Consider the following 19,662-nt stretch of genomic DNA (forward strand, 5'->3'; position numbering starts at 1 on the left):
ATTGTATCAATTTTTTGGTAACTCAAACCTTAAAATCCTTATGGGATCCTCCTCCTTGTCTGCTCTGTACCTAAACTCAGCATAATAATAGGGTGCTTTATAACCTACGAATCGAAAGTCTTTGGGAACTTCTACATCTCCTATCAAGGTGTCATCTCGGTAGATCTGAAGACCATCTGCGGCTGAATTAGATTTGGTGTACCCTCTAAACAGCAGACCTGTCTCTTTGACATAATCAAGTGAAAAATAATAGCTATACCGCGCCCTATCCAACTCCCTAACCGCATCATACTCTTCTATACTTTCAGCTTTAAAATTTTCATAAGCTATATTCATTTCCTTTCCAGCAACTCCAAAAGTATAGTGTGCTTCTCCAGCATCACTCAACTTATATAAGATACTATCTGCCTCATATCCTTGAATATAGGTATCCGCATTCAGATAGGTAAAAGGTGCACCAAGCAAAGTGGACAAAAATTGAAATTGGTTGTAGATATTTGAATACCTGCCTTGAATAGCTACTTTGCCATCATCAGGATTGATTTTACCTAGAATTCGTGCTTCTCGATAATAGGTCTCATGCCATAAGTAATTAAGATCTGGATGAGGAATCCCCACTGAAAACACCAGATTGCCTTTGTAGTCATGACTTAGTTTTAAAGGTCCATCTAAAGTCTCATAGAGCCCAATATAATCCGCCTTAGGATTCTTCAATAATTCCTCGTAAGGTGTTTTCTCATGATAAAAATCCAATTGTCCTCTCTTCTCTATTTCCCAATTTTTATTGATTAGGTGATAGTCATAATTGCTACCTAACAGTACCAGGTAATCACCCATCACCGTTTGTTGTAGGATGATACTGGTCAACAAATTTGGCCCATCTCCTTTTCCCAAATAGGTTGATCGATGAACTAGATCATCAGAAAAAACATAGGCTGAGTCCAACCTTTTATCTAAAAGCGTCAAACTATCATTAAAAATTACCCATAATCCAAGCCCTGAGTAAAAAAACGATTCGTTCGTTAAGGTATCGATTTTGATGTTCTCTATAGACAAGTCTTTTTTGGGATAATATGCTATCTCTTCGCCTTGATAGGTCAGCTCTTTATCTTGTTGGCAGCCAAAGCATATGGCAAAAATTAAAAAAAAGAATAGGTAATTACTTTTGTGTTTCATAGGTAATTAGGATTCTGTTCCAAACTGCTTTATTGACTGTACTGGTTTTGTTACCTAAAGTAAAAACATCACTGCATTTTTTGCACTAATTAAAACTTCAAAAAAACCTATCGACTAATAAAGCGGTTTTAAAGAAAGAAACAAGTTTTTAGTTATTTTTTTGCTTTTTTCCTTACCTCAAAATCGAAGTAAAAACCGCTTACTAACTTTTACATATACCTTATGTGCAAAATCAAGTCTATTGTCCAGCTTTCTCTAGAACTCACTGAAATCGGTGAAGGTGACGGAGGCAATTTAGGTGCTCAGATATGGTCGAGGGTGCGGGATTTATGGAGGATTTGGGATTTAATTTTGTAATTCACCATATTGGAATGATGTGCGAAGAGGGATCGTCGCGGCAGGTCATCGGGCTACTTGGCAGCGGAATTCTCAATGTCACCCCCATTATAGAAGATGCTTGGCCGATTACCAAGTAATGTAACTTTTGAAAAAAAGCATAGTGGTGAAAAGTGTGCTAAAACCAGTATAATATGAGATTGAAAGACAAAGTAATTATCGTCACCGGAAGCACTACAGGCATAGGAAGAGCCATTGCCAAAAAAGCAGTGTCGGAAGGTGCCAAAGTAGTAGTCCATGGACTGGAGGAGGACTTGGGAGCCCAAGTAGTTTTAGAATTGGGGGAAGAAAATGCTGTACTGCTTATAGAAGACATTTCGGACGATGGTGCTCCTGATAGATTGGTTGAATTAGCTATTCGGAAGTGGGGTCGGTTAGATAGTGTCGTCAATAATGCTGCAATTGTAGCTGCATCTACGATTACGGACACCGATAAGGATTTTATAAGTAGGATTTTAGGAGTAAATACCATAGCTCCTTGTCTTCTGATTCAAGCAGCATTACCCTATTTGATTGAAAGTCGTGGTGCCGTTTTGAACATAGGATCCATCAATGCTTGGGGCGGAGAACATAATCTTTTGGCCTACAGCATTTCCAAAGGTGCTTTGATGACCATGACCAGAAACCTCGGGGATTCACTTTTCCGGGAAAAAGGCGTGAGAGTGAATCAGATCAATCCTGGCTGGGTGCTTACCGAAAATGAAGTTGCCCGAAAAAAGACCCACGGACTTTCGGATGACTGGCATGAAAATCTGCCAAAGGTGTATGCTCCGGCGGGGAGACTGATCTATGCCGAGGAAATCGCAGTGGCGGTAGTTTATTGGCTTTCGGATGAGAGTGGGCCTATTAGTGGCCAGGTAGTAGATCTGGAGCAATACCCGATGATTGGCAGAAATGTACCGAAAGATGCGAATACAATTCCCCATAAGTAATTTAGAAAAATAGTTACCACCGAAAAACACACCTTATGAAAGAGACTAAACTACTTGCCAAAATGCTATTTCCTTCCCAGTGTCATTTGGGAGAAAGCCCCTACTGGCATGCAGGAAGGCAAAGTTTCTTCTGGGTGGATATAGAAAACGGGAAGCTATTCGAGCATCATTTGGCATCGGAAAAAACCTCTATAAAATCATTTCCGCATCGCCTGTCCTTAGTATTGGAAGGAAAAGAAAATGAGCTGATTCTGGCGCTCGATCGCAAAATAGCCTCTTACGATTTGGTAACGGAAGAACTGAATTGGTTGGCGGAAGTGGAACCTGACTTTACGCTAAACCGCTTCAATGATGGGAAATGCGATGCAAAAGGAAGGTTGTGGGCAGGAACGCTAAGCAGGGAATTCACTGAAGGTTCAGCTTCACTCTACAAAATAGGGAAAGATCTAAAACCTCAAATGCAGCTCGACCAACTGACCATTTCCAATGGAATGGCCTGGACCGAGGATAACAAAACCTACTATTTTATAGATACGCCAACCCATGAGATTAAGGAATATGCTTTTGATCTTGAAAGCGGGAAAATTGAATTTAAGCGAATTTCAGTAGAAATAGCAGAAGATTTGGGAGCTCCAGATGGCATGTGCATAGATCGCGAAGGAATGCTTTGGGTGGCTCATTTTGGAGGGGCTGGGGTTTATCGCTGGGACCCAAACTCAGGAGAGTTATTAGACAAAATTGATATACCCGCGCCACATGTGACCTCCTGTTGCTTTGGCGGAGAAAATCTGGATCAATTATTCATTACCACAGCCCAGGAAAACCTTTCACCAGAAGACTTAAAAAAATACCCACAAAGTGGGAATGTGTTTTTGGTGAAGACGAATGCAAAGGGGTTTGATGCGAATCGGTTTGAGTATTAAAAGAAGTAGCATTGCTAGGAATCCCTGTCCGACTGGCGTCTGCCGGGCGGAGAACCTAGATCTAGCGTTTAGGAAACGCTTGTTCTATCCATTGAACTACAGGGCCATATTTTTAAAACCTCCCATTTGAAGGTCGCATTTTTATTTAGCATTTAGCAATTGCTTGCTCTTTCCTCGTCCGACCGAGTCATCCGGGCGGGCCCGTCCGACTGGCGTCTGCCGGGCGGGCCTGTCCGACCGTGTTAACCTGATCCGCTCATCCGAATAGCTTCGGCCGGGCGGGCATTGAACTATGGAGCCATAACCTTTTTTAAAAACTTTCTCCCACTCGCTGTTTTAAAATACTTCTCTCTCTGAATCGCCTCAGATAGACTTTCAAATCCCTCAAAATAAACAATACTAAATGGGATATAAGGCCGTATTGATTTAGTCATCCCTGAGTTATGCTGAGCTAGTCTTTTCTCTAGATCCTGACAATGACCTTTATAAAAATATTCGTATTTCTCACTTTTTAACACATATGCATAGAACATCTGATGAACGTTAAAGTAAAAAAATCAAAAGTAGCCCTGCTAGGAATCGAACCTAGATCTAGCGTTTAGGAAACGCTTGTTCTATCCATTGAACTACAGGGCCATATTTTTAAAACCTCCCATTTGAACGTCGCATTTCTATTCAGCATTTTGCAAATGCTTGCTCTATCCCCGTCCGACCGAGTCATCCAGGCGGACCCGTCCGATTAAATTCATCCGGGCAGGCTCGTCCGACCTAGTTATCCGGCCAGGCATTGAACTACGGGGCCATTGATAATTATTTTGCAAGATATAAGAAAACCCCTCTTTTAGGCAAATATTCTTTAGCCAACTTATGGCTTTACAAGGATTTACACTATCTTTGCACTCCAAAATTAGGATGGACGGGTTCCATCCACTCACTAAATACATTATAATTTATGTCAGTAAAAATCAGATTAGCACGAAGAGGTAGAAGAAAAATGGCTATCTACGACGTGGTTGTAGCTGATGCAAGAGCTCCACGTGATGGACGCTTCATCGAGAAAATTGGATCTTACAATCCAAACACGAATCCTGCTTCTATCAACATCAACAATGAGCGCGCTCTTAAATGGTTGTTGAACGGAGCTCAGCCAACAGATACTGTAAAAGCTATGCTTTCTTACAGAGGTGTAATGCTGAAAAAACACCTTCAGATTGGTGTATTGAAAGGTGCAATCACACAAGAACAAGCAGATGCGAAATTCGAAGCATGGTTGAACGAGAAAGACACTAAGATCGCTGGTAAGGCAGAAGGTATCTCTGCAGCTAAAGCTGATGCTAAGAAGAAAGCATTTGACGCTGAGACTGCTAAGAACCAAGCAAGACTTGACGCTATCAAAGCAAGAGAAGACGAGCAAAAAGCGCTACTAGCTGCTGCTGAAGCTGCTAACAACCCTGCTCCTGTAGAGGAAGAAGCTGCTACTGAAGAAGCTCCTGCTGCTGAGGCTGAAGAAGCACCTGAAGCAAAAGCTCCAGAAGCTGGCGAAGACGAAGCAAAAGCATAATATAAATCCCCATGAATAAGGACCAAAGCTTTCAGTTAGGCTACGTGTCTAAAGTTCATGGACTTCGTGGAGAAGTAATGATAGTGCTGGATGTCGATTATCCTGAGGATTATGAGACGCTGGAGCACTTATTCTTAGAGCAAAAATCCCGGCTAGTGCCGTTTTTCTTGGAGCACTTTGTACTCCAACCCGGAAATAAAGCATTGGCAAAGTTTGAGGATCTGAACTCGCTGGATCAGGTAGAAGATTTGGTTGGATTGGGAGTTTATCTTCCCTTGACAGCACTACCAGAACTGAAAGATGACCAGTATTTCTTCCATGAGTTGATCGGATTCGAAGTCTTTGATGAGACGGAAGGCCTGATCGGACCTATTCAGATCGTCTATGATCTGGAGACACAGAATCTCCTCGGAGTCACACACAAGGAAAAAGAAGTGCTGATACCAATTCAGGACGGAATTATCCAAAAGGTGGACAAAGCAGCTAAAAAAGTTTACTGCCGATTACCCGAAGGTTTACTTGAAATTTATCTGGAAGACTAACCCATGCACATTGATATCATCACTGTAGTACCGGGATTATTGGAAGGGCCTTTTGCACACTCCATTCTGAAAAGAGCGGAGGACAAAGGACTGGCCAGTATTCGCGTGATCAACCTACGGGATTATTCAACGGGCAAGCAAAAGCAGGTCGATGACTACGCTTTTGGAGGGGGAGCCGGGATGGTGATGTCCATTGAGCCTATCGCTCGATGCATAGAAGCACTTCAGAAGGAACGCGCGTACGATGAGATCATCTACATGACACCCGATGGAGCCACCTTCGACCAACCCATGGCCAATGCACTTTCGCTCAGCCAAAACCTATTGATCCTCTGCGGTCATTACAAAGGTGTGGACGAGCGGGTGAGAGAGCGATTCATCACCAAAGAAATCAGTATTGGTGATTACGTACTTTCCGGAGGAGAATTAGCAGCAGCTGTAGTAGCTGACGCGGTGATTCGCCTCATCCCGGGAGTATTGAATGATGAGACCTCAGCGTTGACAGACTCTTTCCAGGATGGACTGCTGGCACCGCCGGTGTACACTCGCCCCGCAGAATATGACGGGATGGAAGTACCCGATGTCTTGCTGTCAGGACATGAGGCCAAGATAAACGAGTGGAGATTTGAAGCATCGGTTCGCCGAACCCAAGAGAGAAGACCTGACTTGCTCAGAGACAACCAAACGGGGAAAAGCGACACAAAATCGTATAAGAAGTAATTAAATAAGCCACGCGTTGGCAAACAGCGAAAGCATAAAAATATAAAGCTATGAGCGATCTAATGAAAATAGTAGAAGCGGAATACAGCGAGGTTAGAGCTAAATTCCCTTCATTCAAAGCTGGCGATACCATCAACGTACACGTACGTATCAAAGAAGGTAGCAAGGAGCGTATCCAGCAGTTCCAGGGAACTGTGATCCAGCGTAGAAACCCTAACTCTAACGGTGAGACTTTCACGGTAAGAAAAATATCCAATGGTATCGGTGTAGAAAGAATCTTCCCTATCATCTCTCCTGCGATCGAGCAAATCGATCTATTGAGACAAGGTAAAGTAAGAAGAGCTCGTCTATTCTACCTAAGAGGACGTCAGGGTAAAGCTGCACGTATCAAGGAAAAAATCAGAGTGAGAAAGTAATATTTCACACGACTGAAATCAAAAAGGAACTCAGCAATGGGTTCCTTTTTTTATAAGCTGAGTTGAAAAGGAATGGTCAATTCGCTAAAATGACTTTTAGCCAGAAAAAACTTACCCCACAGATACTTTTAAAAGGATTTAACGTTAAATAATTGGTTAGCAGCAATTTGAAACGCATTTTTATCAAAAATTTTCAGCTATGAATACTTCAGTATCTTTCGACCCCAGCTACCGACTTGCCAAAGTTTTCATTCGGCTAGGGATGATCTTTTCGGCAGTCATGGTGGCAGTATTTCTGTACATGATTTACCTCGCCTCATTGGGCATATTGACGGATTGGGATCTGTCTATTCAGACTGAGTTTTATGACTACTATCCTACAGCCAACTCAGTCTTTTGGCATGTAGTATTCTTTTCCATGCCTGCGTTGGGGTTTTTAATTAGCTTTTTGGTTTTGGGCTGGTTAGGCAAAAAAATTGAACTAGAAAACCAAGCTACGCACCAAGTACACTAAGTCAACTATTTTCTAAAATCCTGCGGTTATTCAAACTATCACTGGTGATTTACATTTCCATCTAAAAACCCAATTCTTCGGATTATCGAGAAAGCCTACTAAACAAGCTCATCGTCGGCAGCTTATCCATATTGGGTGTAGTTTTCAAAAAGGGTGATAAACAAAAAAGAGAGCCGAAGCTCTCTTTTTTGTTTATTCTATTCCTCTAAAATCTACATCAAAAATCAACACTGAGTTTTCAGGTATTCTTTCTGTAGAGTTACTCCTATATCCCCATGGTGAAGGAATAATGAGCTGAGCTTTCGAGCCAGGCCTTAAACGCCTGAAAGCAATATCCCAACCCTGGATCACCGTCCCAGAGTTAATTTGAAAAGTAAAAACCCGGTAATCTCTACCTTCTACATAGATATCACTGTCTTTCGCCACATCTTCATCAGTAGTATCAAACACCGACCCATCACTCATTAAGGAGCCTGTATAATCAGTGTATATGACATTCCCATTAATTGGACGTGTGCCTTCACCTTCTTCCTGAACAATGATCACTACACCACTCGGGTCATGGATACGATAAAGACTATCTATTTCAGCAGTCTGAAGGTACTCTACGATCAAAAGACTGTCTTTGGCAAGATTACCCTCTAGATCGTATGGAGGCCCTGTATCAAAAGGGTTCTGTGCATCACAACTAGCAAATGCGATGGCTAAGATTAAAAATAAGAAAATACTTGTGCGTTGTATCGTCATGTTATTCTTGTGGTCCAGGTAGCAACTCTACGAGTTCTAGTTCAAACATAATCGGGGTATTTGCCGGAATCCTTCCATCTTGAGTACCCTGTCTTCCATAAGCGTGTCTGGAAGGCATAAAGACCGTAGCCTTGTCTCCCTTTTCCATATTCAAAAGACCTACTTGAAAGCCAGTGATAAGTCCTTGTGTGCCCAAAATAAACTCAAGCGGCTCATAATCTCTTGCGGATGAAAAGATATTATTATCCTTAGCAACTTGTTCTAAAGAGGTATCAAAAACTTGATTTGAAAGCAATCTTCCTGTGTAATTTACACTAAGCGTATCTCCTGGTTCTGATTTTAATCCAGTACCGCCTAATTCCTGCCATACAATAGTAATTCCGAAGCCAGCATCATAAAGCTCCCTTACACTGACAATAGAAGCTGTATCCAGGTATCCATCAATCTCTGCAAGATCCTCATTGAAGATCACTTCGTCAGTAGCTTGCTCATCGATACAAGATGCTAAGGCAAGACTTCCTGCAATCAGGCTTAAAATGGAAAATACTCTAAATTTCATCGTAGTTGGTTTTGTTGTATTAATTTGAATTATCTACTCTACGAAGCTTACTTTACATCCGCTACATCAACGTCGAAAATAAGGATAGAGTTAGCAGGAATTTTAGCTCCCATCGCATTCTCTCCATACCCAAGAGGGGAAGGAATCAGAAATTTACCTTTTGATCCTTTCTTCAAAAGCAACAAACCTTCATCCCATCCTGGAATAACTTGGCCCATTCCTACTGATACTGGAAGTGGCTCGTAGGGTCTTCCTTCGGTGAATATTCCTTTTTCCTTTGCAAGCGCCTCAATAGAAGTATCGAATAAGGTTCCGTCAATCAGGTATCCAGCATAGTTTACAGACATCGAAGTACCAGGAGTAACCGGATCACCAGTTCCCTCTTCTTCGATTATATAATAAAGTCCACTCTCAGTCTTCTGAGCTTCCAGACCTTTCTCTGTAAGGTATTCTTGAATAATCTTGTCCTCTTCAACTAATCGCTCTGCGGCTCTTTCTTCTCTCTTCACTTCTTCAGCAGCCATGACCTTCTCGAAGTAAGCCTGAATAGCTTCTTCGTTCATGATTTCAAAAGCTCCTAATCTTACTTTGATCACATCATCTTCCTTCAGAAATGGAGGAAAGTTATTCCCGAAAACAGTCTTAGCTACAGATTCAAAGGCAATACTATCGCCTTTTCTCAAGCCCGAAAAAATCTCATCCATTCCATTAGTGACAGCCATAGAATCATTTACCTGCATGTAACCGGGAAAAGGTTGTTCAAGGGTAGAATAAATCACGGAATCGGTAGCCGTCACTATCTCAAGGTTGTAAAGCAAAAACTCACCATTCGGAGCTTTTTCATTTCCTTCTTTCACATACGTATATTCTATACCGTCTTTCTCTGTGACTTTCGTTTTTTTACAGGAAGTCAAGGTAGTTGCTCCCACTAATAGAGCTAGGATTGCCAAAAGGCTTTTTGAATTTTTCATCAGATTATAATTGTTTTTCAAAGGTCATATCTAACTGCAGCAAGCAGAATTTAACTTCTGATTTCCGACAGGCTCGATTTCTTAAAGAATGTGTGATTTTTCAAGGAATTAGGGCAAGTTGCAAGGCTATTTAATCTACAGTAGCCGGAACAACCCGGAATAAATCTTCCTGATGTTCTTCTACCAAAGTTTCAAATCGCTCAACGGTATCTTTTAAACTCAATGTGGACTTACCTCCTGAGGCATTTTTATGTCCACCTCCATCGAAGTATTCTGCAGCAAACTTGTTGACAGCCACTTCACTGGAAGATCTGAAAGAGATTTTGATACCATCTTCGCGTTCCGAAAATAGGGCAGCCAGCTTTATCCCATCCAAAGATAATGCATAATTGACCAAACCTTCGGTATCGCCAGTGCGGCTTTGGTATTTTTTAAGATCTTTTTTGCTGATGGCAAAATAGGCCATATGAAGATCCTCGTGAACAACTAAACGGCGGCTGATCGCAAAGCCTATAAATTTTAGTCTGTTTACCGAATTGGAGTCATAGATCCAGTTGGCAATCTGGGAACTGTCAGCTCCCAAGTCCAGCAATTCTGCTACAACTAAGTGAACATTCTTGGTAGTATTTGGATGTCTGAATCCACCTGTATCAGTCATAATGCCCGCATAGAGACATTCTGCTATATCCTTGTCAAGGAGATCTTCATCACCAAGCTGCACCACCATCTCATACACCAATTCGCAGGTCGCCGCGGCTTGAGTACTCCATACACGGAAATCCGCAAAATCTTCAGGATCCTGATGATGATCTATATTGACGATATATGCGTCCGACATACGGATCATTTCGCCCAATTCATTTACCCTATTTAAAACCGAGAAATCCAGACAAAAGATTATTTCCGCTTCATTTAATTTCTTGGTAGCAAGTTCAGTCTGCGAAGGATTACTAAAATCCAATACAGAATCATTGCCTTTCATCCAGTTTAGAAACGAAGGATAATCCGTTGGAGTCACCACAGTTACCTCATGTCCTTTCTTGAGCAGGTAATTAGCCAATCCCAAAGAAGATCCCAATGCATCGGCATCGGGCTTAACGTGAGTAGTGATGAATATTTTTTTGGGTGAAGATATCTCTCTCTTAAACGAGGCTAAAGCTTCCATTTTATACATTTAGCTGCTTTTTGGCTCTTGTAGCTCGCAAAGGTCAGGAATTTTTTGACAATTCCCAATTATACTAGTGTATTGATAATGAGTACTCTAAGGATTAGCTTAAGTTGATTACAAGTAATTTGGCTCTTGTAAGCTCCACTAGAAGAGCAATAGATTGAATGTCCACTGCTATAAAACACCAAGCTACGTTCATCTATCTAATAGTATTAGACTAAAATAAGCGTATAAAATCACCTATTTATTTGTGTGAATCGCTAATTCATAAATCTCAAAAAACTCCTGCTCAATATCTGGATTACTTGGGGCGACCATAAAATATCTTCCATTTCTACAAGTAATATTTCTCCTCTGTAAGATTTCATCGAATTGTAGTGGAACCTGCTTCCCTTCACTATCCAAGGCTATAGTTTTACTCTTATATTTATCTCTCATTTCTTGATAGAACTGCTGCCTTTCTTCTGAAGCCATTGATTCAAAAGTTCTATTACGATCAGTGGCATTATATCCAGGGAAATAGTTCACCAACCAGTATTCTCCAGCTTTCAAGATATGAGAGATTCTTCCTGAAGTTATCCCATTGCCATACAAATGAACATCATTAACATACTTCGAAGCACCTTCGAAATAATGGTATTCCGGGAGATCTATTGTAAAGCTCGATCTTAACTCATAAGGTGGATCAGCTGAGAATTCATAAATAGCAGGTTCTATCCCGTATGTCATATAAATAGAATTGCCCACTAGCTCCGCGTTCGGACGTGTGGCGGCGGTATGATAAAACTTACCAGACCTAAACAGACTGGTATCGGGTAAATTGTTGAATCTCTCTATTTCACCTGTCGCCGGATCAAGCCAAGTGAGAAATTGAACTTCTTCGTAGAATTCCGGCTCAGAGTAATCTCTTGGCATATTATTCTGGCCTGCGAAAAGCAGCTTGGTATTATATGGAATTAAAGAAATGCCCATTCCCCAAGCTAAACCATAAGGAAGTGAATAATCATCTGGTTTAATAAGGGAAACCAAAGTCCCATCAAACTCATACGTTAACAGCCCTTGGCTTCCATATGCAAAAAACTTCTCCCCGTCCAAAAACTTTAAAGTGGTCAACAATTTTCCATAAGTATCCGGAGTATCCCTAGACTTGTAATGTTCAAATAACACTTCCCCAGAGAAGTCAGCTATATAAATGGTAGCATCTGATTCCCTATGCTCCATAAATAATACGTGCTCCCCAATAGGGTCAATATCATGTACCGTAAAATTTCCTAGATAATCAATCCGGATGGTATCTATAATTTCTATTGAAATTCCCGGTTTTGCAGATGAATACTCTAATTCACCTCCTCCTCTGGAAGAGCATGCCAGGAGAATCATTAAAAGTCCTAAGAGGTATATTTTCGATGCTAGAAAAAGTAAGAATTGCTTTGCTTGATTCTTCATGAAAAGTCACAGTTTGATTACTCCTAATAATTTCCAAAAAAAATAAATGGAGACAAAGGGTTTAACTAAACTTAACTCACTGAGGATCTAGGGCTTATTTCAGGACAAATGAATTTTGATATCCATGCATTTAAAGCTGATACATAAATCACATTTTAAGGAAGGAGAAACCTAGATTCAGCTGAATCTGAATGAAATAGCGCTTAATTTTTGAATTTATTTCGGATTACCACGGGGATTCCCCTATTTTTGCGCCCGATTTAAACCAATGAAATACCAATAACATGGCAACTAACAGAACATTCACCATGATCAAGCCTGATGCTTTCTCAGCAGGCAACTCAGGAGCAATCCTTAAAATGATCGAAGAAGCAGGCTTCAAAATCGTAGCCATGAAAGCTACCCAATTGACTCCGGCTCTAGCTGGTAAATTCTACGAAGTTCACTCAGAAAGACCATTCTACGCTGATCTTTGCTCTTATATGTCTTCTGGCCCAATCATCGCAGCGATTTTGGAAAAAGATAATGCGGTGGAAGATTTCAGAAAATTGATCGGTGCTACCAATCCTGCTGATGCTGCAGAAGGAACCATCCGTAAGATCTTCGCTAAGTCTATCGAAGCGAATGCTGTCCACGGTTCTGACTCAGACGAAAACGCCGCTAACGAAGGAGCATTCTACTTCTCTCAGACTGAAAGAGTAGGTTAATTCCCACTGAAAATAAAATTTAAAGCACTCCGATTTGGGGTGCTTTTTTTATTTGTATTTAACCACAGTGAGCGCAGAGGATGACACGGAGAGCGCAAAGTAGCGTTATCCTGCTTCTCCAGAAGCAGGATTTTTTTGACCCCACTACTCACTGATGCAAGTCTCCTAGCTTGTGCCAATAAGAATGTAGTCTTCAGACGACAATTTAGGTGTTTGCTTTAACGATAGCAGTCTGAAGACTGCATTATCCTGAGTCCAAGACTGAAGTCTTGAACTAAACATCCAACTTTTAACATAATAAACCCTAATTCCCTGCATTCATTCACACTCAACTTTTCTAAAGAAATCACTTACGTACTTCTTATCACTTAGTGAAATAAAAAATACGTATTTATAGACTGGAATATGAGTAATCATAGTATTTATTACAAAAAAAGTACTTTTAAACCTTTTCAAGACCTTTTTTAATACTTATTCTAAATAAGTATTTATCTAGATATTTATTTGTAATTACGTATTTATACTTATATTTGAGTTCTAAATTACGTAGCCATGAAGAAAGTTATTGTCATAGGAAATGGAATGGTAGGATATAAGTTTTGCGAAAAACTAGCTTCCCACCCACTTCGCGATCAGTTTGAAATCACCGTTTTCGGCGAGGAATCAAGACCAGCTTACGATCGTGTTCACCTAAGCGAATATTTCACGCTGGACTCTGCGGATAAGCTGCTGTTGGCTGCGCGAGAATGGTACGCTGAGAACGGAATCACCCTTCGAACAGGTGAAATGATCACGGATATTGAAACCGAGACCAAACGTGTCTTCACCCATAAGCATGACTATTTCGAATACGACTACCTGGTTTTAGCGACGGGATCTTCCTGCTTTGTTCCGAATATTAAAGGTGTGGACAAGCCCGGGGTATTTATCTACAGAACCATCGAAGATCTTGATGCGATCAAGGACTACGCTCAGAAACTGAAGCATGAAGGGAAATACAAGGCTTCTGTTTTAGGTGGTGGATTGCTAGGTCTGGAAGCAGCAAATGCAGCAAAAGAGCTAGGCATGCAAACGGAAGTGATTGAATTCGCGCCCCGCCTTATGCCCCGTCAGCTTGACAAAGCTGCCAGCAACATGCTTCAAACCAAGATTGAAAGCCTAGGGATGAAAATTCACTTGGGCAAAAACTCCCAAGAAATCGTAGGAGAGGGCGGTATAGAAAAAATTAATTTTACTGACGAGACTTCGCTCTACACCGACATGCTGATCATTTCCGCAGGCATTCGACCTAGGGATGAATTGGCAGTGAAAAGTGGCTTGAAAACCGGTGAGCGCGGTGGAGTTTATGTAAATAACAAAATGGAAACCTCCGATCCGGCGATCTACGCAATCGGAGAAGTGGCACTTTATAATAATGGAATATACGGACTAGTGGCTCCAGGATATGAGATGGCTGGAGTGGCAGTGGACCAGATCACCGGGGGAGAAAAGCTCATGAGCCCATCCATCGACATGTCCACCCAACTAAAATTGGTTGGGACTGAAGTCGCGTCATTTGGAGACCCATTTATCGAAAATGACGAGGTCACCGCGATTGTTTATGAAAACAAACAGCGTGGAGTTTATAAAAGAATCAACATAGCCAAAGACGGTTCCAAACTTCTCGGCGGAATCATGGTCGGAGATTCTTCAGATTACAATACCCTGTTTCAGCTCTACATTAATGCGATGAAGCTTCCAGAGAATCCGGAAGATTTGATCTTGGGATCCAGAGGTGGAGAAAGCAAAAGCGCGCTGGGATCTGTATTGGATCTTCCAGACACGGCTCAGATTTGTTCCTGTGAGGCAGTCAGCAAAGGAACGATATGTGACTCAATCACAAGCGGCGCATGCTGTTCTTTCAAAGATGTAGTGAAAAGCACCAAAGCTTCCAGCTCCTGTGGTGGCTGTAAACCCATGGTGACGGATTTGGTGAAAGAGACGTTAAAGTCCATGGGACAGGAAGTGAAAGAAACGATATGCGAGCACTTCGAATACAGTCGTCAGGAAATGTACGATCTGGTAAAGCTCCACAGCATCATGGATTTTGACGAAGCGCTGGATCGCCATGGCAAAGGACATGGTTGCGAAACCTGCAAACCTGTTTTGGCATCGATTTTCGCAAGTATCTATATGGAAACCGCCAATCGACAGGCTCCTATCCAGGATTCGAACGATAGATTTTTGGCAAATATTCAAAGAAACGGCACCTACTCCGTGGTACCAAGAGTTCCGGGAGGAGAGATTACTCCTGAGAAATTGATGGTATTGGGACAAGTTGCTAAGAAATACGATCTCTACACCAAAATCACCGGCGGCCAGCGAATTGATCTTTTTGGCGCGCAGCTCCATGAGCTTCCGATGATCTGGAAAGAATTGATTGATGCGGGATTTGAAAGTGGTCACGCCTATGGCAAATCACTTAGAACTGTTAAAAGCTGTGTAGGCTCAACCTGGTGTCGCTATGGATTACACGACAGCGTGAGCTTTGCGATCCGAATCGAAGAACGCTACAAAGGCCTTCGTTCGCCACACAAACTCAAAGGTGGCGTATCCGGATGTATCCGCGAATGCGCAGAAGCAAGAGGAAAAGACTTTGGTGTGATCGCGGTAGAAGGCGGATGGAACCTGTTCGTCTGTGGAAATGGCGGGGCTACTCCAAAGCACGCAATCCTTTTAGCAGAAAAACTAGACGACGAAACCTGCATCAAATACCTCGATAGATTCCTTGTGTATTACATCAGAACAGCTGCCCCTTTGCAACGCACAGCTCCTTGGCTGGACAAGCTGGAGGGTGGCATAGAATACTTGAAAAAAGTAATAGTGGAAGACAGCCTCGGAATTGGTGAGGAACTGGAAGCTGAAATGGAAGAATTGGTGCAGCGCTATGCATGCGAATGGAAAGAAGCCATCGAAGATCCACAGATGATGAAGCGATTCAAGCCTTTTGTCAACTCGGATGAGACCGACGAAAGCTTGGTTTTTGTCCCAATGAGAGATCAAAAAATGCCTAGACCTTGGTAATCCAATAAGAATAAGATCATGGAAGAATTATTAAAAAACTATCAATCTGTAGCTGAGGAACATGCTATCCATTGGATCAAAGTAGGTCAAACGGATGACTTTCCAGAGAATGCGGGAGCCTGTGTGAAATACAATGCCAAGCAAATAGCAGTGTATCATTTTACCCGAACAAACTCCTGGTATGCCTGCCAAAACCTTTGTCCACACAAGATGGAAATGGTGCTCAGCCGTGGCATGACAGGGGATTCTCAGGGAATTCCAAAAGTGGCTTGTCCGCTTCATAAGAAGACCTTTTCCTTGGAAGATGGCAGTAATCTGAACGGAGAAGAATATAGTATTGCGACTTATCCGGTCAGGATTCAGGAGGGAAATGTATATATTGGATTCGCAGATTAATCCAATTGACACATGAACAAATTCCAGAAAGCAATCACATTGATCGATCAGGTCAATGCGGAAGACCCCATCAAAGAAGTAGTTGCTGGAAAAGAGATTGCAAAAGAACTGTTGTACTCCATCCGTATGACCGAAAAACTGGATCAGTTTGATCCCGAAGCTTCCGAGGCTATGCAGCTCGCTGTCAGAGCACAGCACATCGGCAGATGGAAAATCCCGAGATCAGATTACCCGATGGACAGAGTCGGTTATCTCAGGTGGAGAGAAGAACTGAAAAAGATGCATGCGGACATGGCTGCTGAAATTCTCCAGGAAGCCGGCTATGATGAAGAGACCATAGAACGAGCAAAATTCCTGATCAGAAAGAAGCAATTGAAAACAGATCCTGATACTCAAACCATGGAAGATGTAATCTGCCTGGTATTTCTGGAATATTATTTCGAGGAATTTGCTGCCAAACATGAGGATGCCAAGATCATCGATATTCTTCAAAAAACCTGGGCTAAAATGTCTGAAAAAGGACATAGAGCCGCATTACAATTACCATTTTCTCCTTCAAGCTTAGAATTAGTAAAGCAAGCTATTACTTAAACAAATGACCGGTACACCGCGATCGCTTGATCAAGAAACTTTTAATCGTCTCCGAAGACTCTATATTATTGCCTTAGGAGCAATTGCCTTTTCTCTGATCGCGAGCCAACTTCTCATCAGAAAATACCTGAATGATCAGGAAAATGATAGCCGGCTGGTCAATGTGGCTGGTCGTCAGCGAATGCTGAGTCAAAAGCTAAACAAGGAAGTGCTTTTGCTCTCTGTGACAAAATCTCCTGAAGCAATTCCTTCGCTGACCGACTCGATTCAATACACCATGGATCGCTGGGTAACGGCTCATCAAATCCTACAATATGGAGATGAATCCCAAGATTTCAGTGTAGAAAATAGTCCTGAAGTAACCCAGATGTTTGAGGAGATCAACCCTTACTTCAAACAAGTAATTGAAGCCACCCAAAACTTCATTTTTCTAAAATCGGCCAATTCTGCAGATTCAACTGCTATTGCCGCGCAATTGAAGACCATAAATACCAACGCGAATAGCTTTTTGGTGAAAATGGATGAGATTGTAAACCAATATGATTCAGAGGCAAAGGCAAAAGTTGAGAGCCTAAAGCGACTAGAGTTACTCATCACAGTCTTTACGCTTTTAGTTTTGGTGGGTGAGTTTTTGATCATTTTTTGGCCTTCAGCAAAAGCTATGAAAGCAAGTATTCACGAGCTGATGGATGCAGAGGAAAAAGCTATCCGAATGGCGAAGAATGCAGATATCCTGAGCCAATCCAAAGAAAAGTCGGTTCGGGAACTACAAGCATTGAGTAAAGCAATGGACCAGATTCTGCTATTTGCCAGAATCACCCCTGAAGGATACATTACCCATATTGGCGAGCGTTTTAGCAGACTTTATAAAGCCCAAAAATTCAATATCAACGCGAAGATTTCCGATTTACTTTCCCCACTTGAGAATGAGCAGCTTACCATAGATCGAATCATCGCGGAAAACAAAAAAGCTGGCTGGGAAGGGGAATTCAAAACCACCTCTCAGACAGGGGAAGACATCTGGCTGGATGTATCCATGATCCCTTTCAACTCCGCTGAAGACAAATCCGAATTGATTCTGATTTGCCTGGATATCACCAAGCGAAAGGAATTTATGCATCAGGTGGAGCAACTCACGAAGGAGAGTTTTGAGGAAAAAATGCATCAGCAAAAGGTGATCTCAAGACAAATCATCGAGAACCAGGAAAATGAGCAAAACCGCATCGCCAAGGATATTCACGACGGAATCGGACAAATGCTTACTGGGTTGAAGTACTTACTAGAAAGCGTGGATACCACGGATCCTGAAAAGGCAGAAGTGAAGATCATCAAACTCAAAGAACTCACCTCAAACATTATTAAAGGTGTAAGAACTGCGACGTTCAACCTTACCCCTCCTGAATTAAAGGATTATGGAATTGTGCCGGCACTCACGGAATTGACTCAGGAGCTTTCCAAGCTTACCGGTAAGGATATTGTGCTTTTCAACAAATCTGAATTTTCTCAGAGATTGGATTCTTTGGTAGAAATCAATCTCTATCGCATCACTCAAGAAGCGATCAACAATGCCATCAAATATGCCGAGTCCTCTCATATCATCGTCACTGTCTCGCACAGTCAGAATATACTTAGTATCATCGTCGATGACAATGGCAAAGGCTTTGACAAGTCAAAACTGAAGTCCAAGCCAGACGAAGAAGGGGGAATGGGATTAACATTTATGCAGGAGCGGGTGAAATACATCAATGGAAGGTTATTCATCAATTCATCCCCAAATGAGGGCACCAAAGTCACGCTCAACATTCCTTTGACTTAGATTTCCTAGATTTTTATACGTAAATTCTGTTACTTTACTACGTATTTACTTAAGCGCATATGAACCCAATAAAGATAGTTTTAGCAGATGACCACGAATTGGTACGTGATGGAATAAAATCATTACTGGAAAGTGAAAAAGAATTTCTGGTAATTGACGAGGCATCTGACGGAATGGAAGCGCTGGAAGTAATCGCAGTAAAAAATCCCGATTTACTTATTGTGGATATCAGAATGCCAAAGATGAATGGGCTCGAAGTTGTAAAGGAAATGACCAAATCTTTTCCACATATCAAAAAACTCGTCCTATCCATGCACGATTCGGAAGAATACGTAGTGGAAGCTATTCAGGCTGGAGCAGATGGTTACCTGTTGAAAGGATCTTCTAAAAGCGAGTTCTTGAAAGCTCTACATACAATTTCCGGCGGCGGGAAGTTTTTTGCCGGAGATGTTTCCGCTTACATCATCAATAATTTTGTCAACGGAAAAGCTCAAACTTCTTCCAAATCCGATGTACTTCCTGAGGAATTGGCGAATCTGACGAATAGAGAAAAACAGATTCTCGAACTTATACTGGAAGGAAAAGGAAATACTGAAATTGCGGACGCATTAGAGATAAGCAAAAGGACAGCGGAAGTCCACAGATTTAACCTAATGAAAAAGATGAATGTCAAGAATCTTGTGGAGCTCACCACCAAATCTCGAGAATTAAATTTGATCTAAACACATGTGTAAACTGGGATGCGATACACGTGAAGATAGTGGTCAGTAATCAGTTGCAGTGAAAGTGGTTTAAGACAGTTCCAATAGAAAGATTTTAATGCTTAGCGATCCGAGGCCAGGAGGGCCGATATCTTTGTAGCATAGGGGATCATCGGCCCAAACCAAAAGCCCCAGCGGGGTGGCACCTATTGAATTTTTTCCTTTATGTCGCTCCTACGGAGCTTAGAAACATCGTTACAATGTTTTCTACAAAGATTCCTCTCCTACGGAGCTACAAAAATAATATACATCGAATT

Annotated in this window: 20 protein-coding genes and 1 tRNA gene; 13 read left to right on the plus strand and 8 right to left on the minus strand. The window is 41.8% G+C overall.

The genetic code is table 11. The features are described 5' to 3' along the window. Positions 1-6: 6 nt before the first annotated feature. Positions 7-1,176 (minus strand): hypothetical protein, encoded by a 1,170-nt coding sequence (locus BM386_RS07115; protein ID WP_091692373.1) that lies wholly within the window; start codon positions 1,174-1,176, stop codon positions 7-9. Between the two features lie 530 nt (positions 1,177-1,706). Here BM386_RS07115 and BM386_RS07120 point away from each other — a divergent pair. Together BM386_RS07120 and BM386_RS07125 are read left to right on the plus strand one after the other, a co-directional pair. After that, complete coding sequence (locus BM386_RS07120; RefSeq protein WP_091692374.1) at positions 1,707-2,504, plus strand: SDR family oxidoreductase; 798 nt, start codon at positions 1,707-1,709, stop codon at positions 2,502-2,504. A gap of 35 nt (positions 2,505-2,539) precedes the next feature. Continuing rightward, a complete protein-coding gene (locus BM386_RS07125) occupies positions 2,540-3,427 on the plus strand; it encodes an SMP-30/gluconolactonase/LRE family protein (protein WP_170857055.1) in 888 nt (295 codons plus the stop codon). A 290-nt stretch (positions 3,428-3,717) separates the two neighbouring features. On the opposite strand, the gene BM386_RS07135 is transcribed toward BM386_RS07125, so the two are convergent. After that, a complete protein-coding gene (locus BM386_RS07135; protein WP_091692375.1) occupies positions 3,718-3,960 on the minus strand; it encodes a GIY-YIG nuclease family protein in 243 nt (80 codons plus the stop codon). Between the two features lie 31 nt (positions 3,961-3,991). After that, positions 3,992-4,063: transfer RNA gene (locus BM386_RS07140), tRNA-Arg, on the minus strand. 316 nt (positions 4,064-4,379) lie between these two features. Between BM386_RS07140 and BM386_RS07145 the strand changes: the two genes are divergently transcribed. The 5 genes from BM386_RS07145 to BM386_RS07165 all read left to right on the plus strand — a co-directional run bounded on the left by BM386_RS07145 (position 4,380) and on the right by BM386_RS07165 (position 7,180). After that, the gene (locus BM386_RS07145) at positions 4,380-4,988 is read left to right on the plus strand and encodes a 30S ribosomal protein S16 (protein ID WP_091692376.1); all 609 of its coding nucleotides are present in this window, start codon (positions 4,380-4,382) and stop codon (positions 4,986-4,988) included. 11 nt (positions 4,989-4,999) lie between these two features. Next, a complete protein-coding gene (gene rimM, locus BM386_RS07150) occupies positions 5,000-5,530 on the plus strand; it encodes a ribosome maturation factor RimM (RefSeq protein WP_091692377.1) in 531 nt (176 codons plus the stop codon). 3 nt (positions 5,531-5,533) lie between these two features. After that, the gene (trmD, locus tag BM386_RS07155) at positions 5,534-6,250 is read left to right on the plus strand and encodes a tRNA (guanosine(37)-N1)-methyltransferase TrmD (protein WP_091692378.1); all 717 of its coding nucleotides are present in this window, start codon (positions 5,534-5,536) and stop codon (positions 6,248-6,250) included. Positions 6,251-6,300: 50 nt separating this feature from the next. Beyond that, positions 6,301-6,666, plus strand: coding sequence for a 50S ribosomal protein L19 (gene rplS, locus BM386_RS07160; RefSeq protein ID WP_091692379.1), 366 nt, complete (start codon positions 6,301-6,303; stop codon positions 6,664-6,666). 199 nt (positions 6,667-6,865) lie between these two features. Beyond that, positions 6,866-7,180, plus strand: a complete 315-nt coding sequence (locus BM386_RS07165) for a hypothetical protein (RefSeq protein WP_091692380.1) — start codon at positions 6,866-6,868, stop codon at positions 7,178-7,180. Positions 7,181-7,372: 192 nt separating this feature from the next. Here BM386_RS07165 and BM386_RS07170 read toward each other — a convergent pair whose 3' ends face one another. The 5 genes from BM386_RS07170 to BM386_RS07190 form a co-directional block, all read right to left on the minus strand. Beyond that, a complete protein-coding gene (locus BM386_RS07170) occupies positions 7,373-7,927 on the minus strand; it encodes an FKBP-type peptidyl-prolyl cis-trans isomerase (protein WP_091692381.1) in 555 nt (184 codons plus the stop codon). Position 7,928: 1 nt separating this feature from the next. Then, positions 7,929-8,486, minus strand: coding sequence for an FKBP-type peptidyl-prolyl cis-trans isomerase (locus BM386_RS07175; RefSeq protein WP_091692382.1), 558 nt, complete (start codon positions 8,484-8,486; stop codon positions 7,929-7,931). Between the two features lie 47 nt (positions 8,487-8,533). Then, the gene (locus BM386_RS07180) at positions 8,534-9,457 is read right to left on the minus strand and encodes an FKBP-type peptidyl-prolyl cis-trans isomerase (RefSeq protein ID WP_091692383.1); all 924 of its coding nucleotides are present in this window, start codon (positions 9,455-9,457) and stop codon (positions 8,534-8,536) included. 130 nt (positions 9,458-9,587) lie between these two features. Beyond that, a complete protein-coding gene (locus BM386_RS07185; RefSeq protein WP_091692871.1) occupies positions 9,588-10,622 on the minus strand; it encodes a DHH family phosphoesterase in 1,035 nt (344 codons plus the stop codon). Between the two features lie 243 nt (positions 10,623-10,865). Next, positions 10,866-12,071 (minus strand): hypothetical protein, encoded by a 1,206-nt coding sequence (locus tag BM386_RS07190; RefSeq protein WP_091692384.1) that lies wholly within the window; start codon positions 12,069-12,071, stop codon positions 10,866-10,868. 284 nt (positions 12,072-12,355) lie between these two features. Between BM386_RS07190 and BM386_RS07195 the strand changes: the two genes are divergently transcribed. The 6 genes from BM386_RS07195 to BM386_RS07220 all read left to right on the plus strand — a co-directional run bounded on the left by BM386_RS07195 (position 12,356) and on the right by BM386_RS07220 (position 19,366). Next, positions 12,356-12,778: a nucleoside-diphosphate kinase gene (locus tag BM386_RS07195; RefSeq protein WP_091692385.1), complete on the plus strand. Its 423-nt coding sequence runs from the start codon at positions 12,356-12,358 to the stop codon at positions 12,776-12,778. Between the two features lie 552 nt (positions 12,779-13,330). Next, positions 13,331-15,841, plus strand: a complete 2,511-nt coding sequence (gene nirB / locus BM386_RS07200) for a nitrite reductase large subunit NirB (RefSeq protein WP_091692386.1) — start codon at positions 13,331-13,333, stop codon at positions 15,839-15,841. An 18-nt stretch (positions 15,842-15,859) separates the two neighbouring features. Next, positions 15,860-16,237 carry a nitrite reductase small subunit NirD gene (gene nirD / locus BM386_RS07205; protein ID WP_091692387.1) on the plus strand — a complete coding sequence of 126 codons (378 nt, stop codon included), beginning with the start codon at positions 15,860-15,862 and terminating at the stop codon, positions 16,235-16,237. A 12-nt stretch (positions 16,238-16,249) separates the two neighbouring features. Next, positions 16,250-16,828, plus strand: coding sequence for a DUF4202 domain-containing protein (locus BM386_RS07210; protein ID WP_091692388.1), 579 nt, complete (start codon positions 16,250-16,252; stop codon positions 16,826-16,828). Positions 16,829-16,832: 4 nt separating this feature from the next. Beyond that, positions 16,833-18,644, plus strand: a complete 1,812-nt coding sequence (locus tag BM386_RS07215; RefSeq protein WP_091692389.1) for a sensor histidine kinase — start codon at positions 16,833-16,835, stop codon at positions 18,642-18,644. 59 nt (positions 18,645-18,703) lie between these two features. Then, complete coding sequence (locus BM386_RS07220) at positions 18,704-19,366, plus strand: response regulator (protein WP_091692390.1); 663 nt, start codon at positions 18,704-18,706, stop codon at positions 19,364-19,366. Positions 19,367-19,662 lie beyond the last annotated feature (296 nt).

The sequence above is a fragment of the Algoriphagus locisalis genome (assembly GCF_900116615.1).
Taxonomy (GTDB): domain Bacteria; phylum Bacteroidota; class Bacteroidia; order Cytophagales; family Cyclobacteriaceae; genus Algoriphagus; species Algoriphagus locisalis.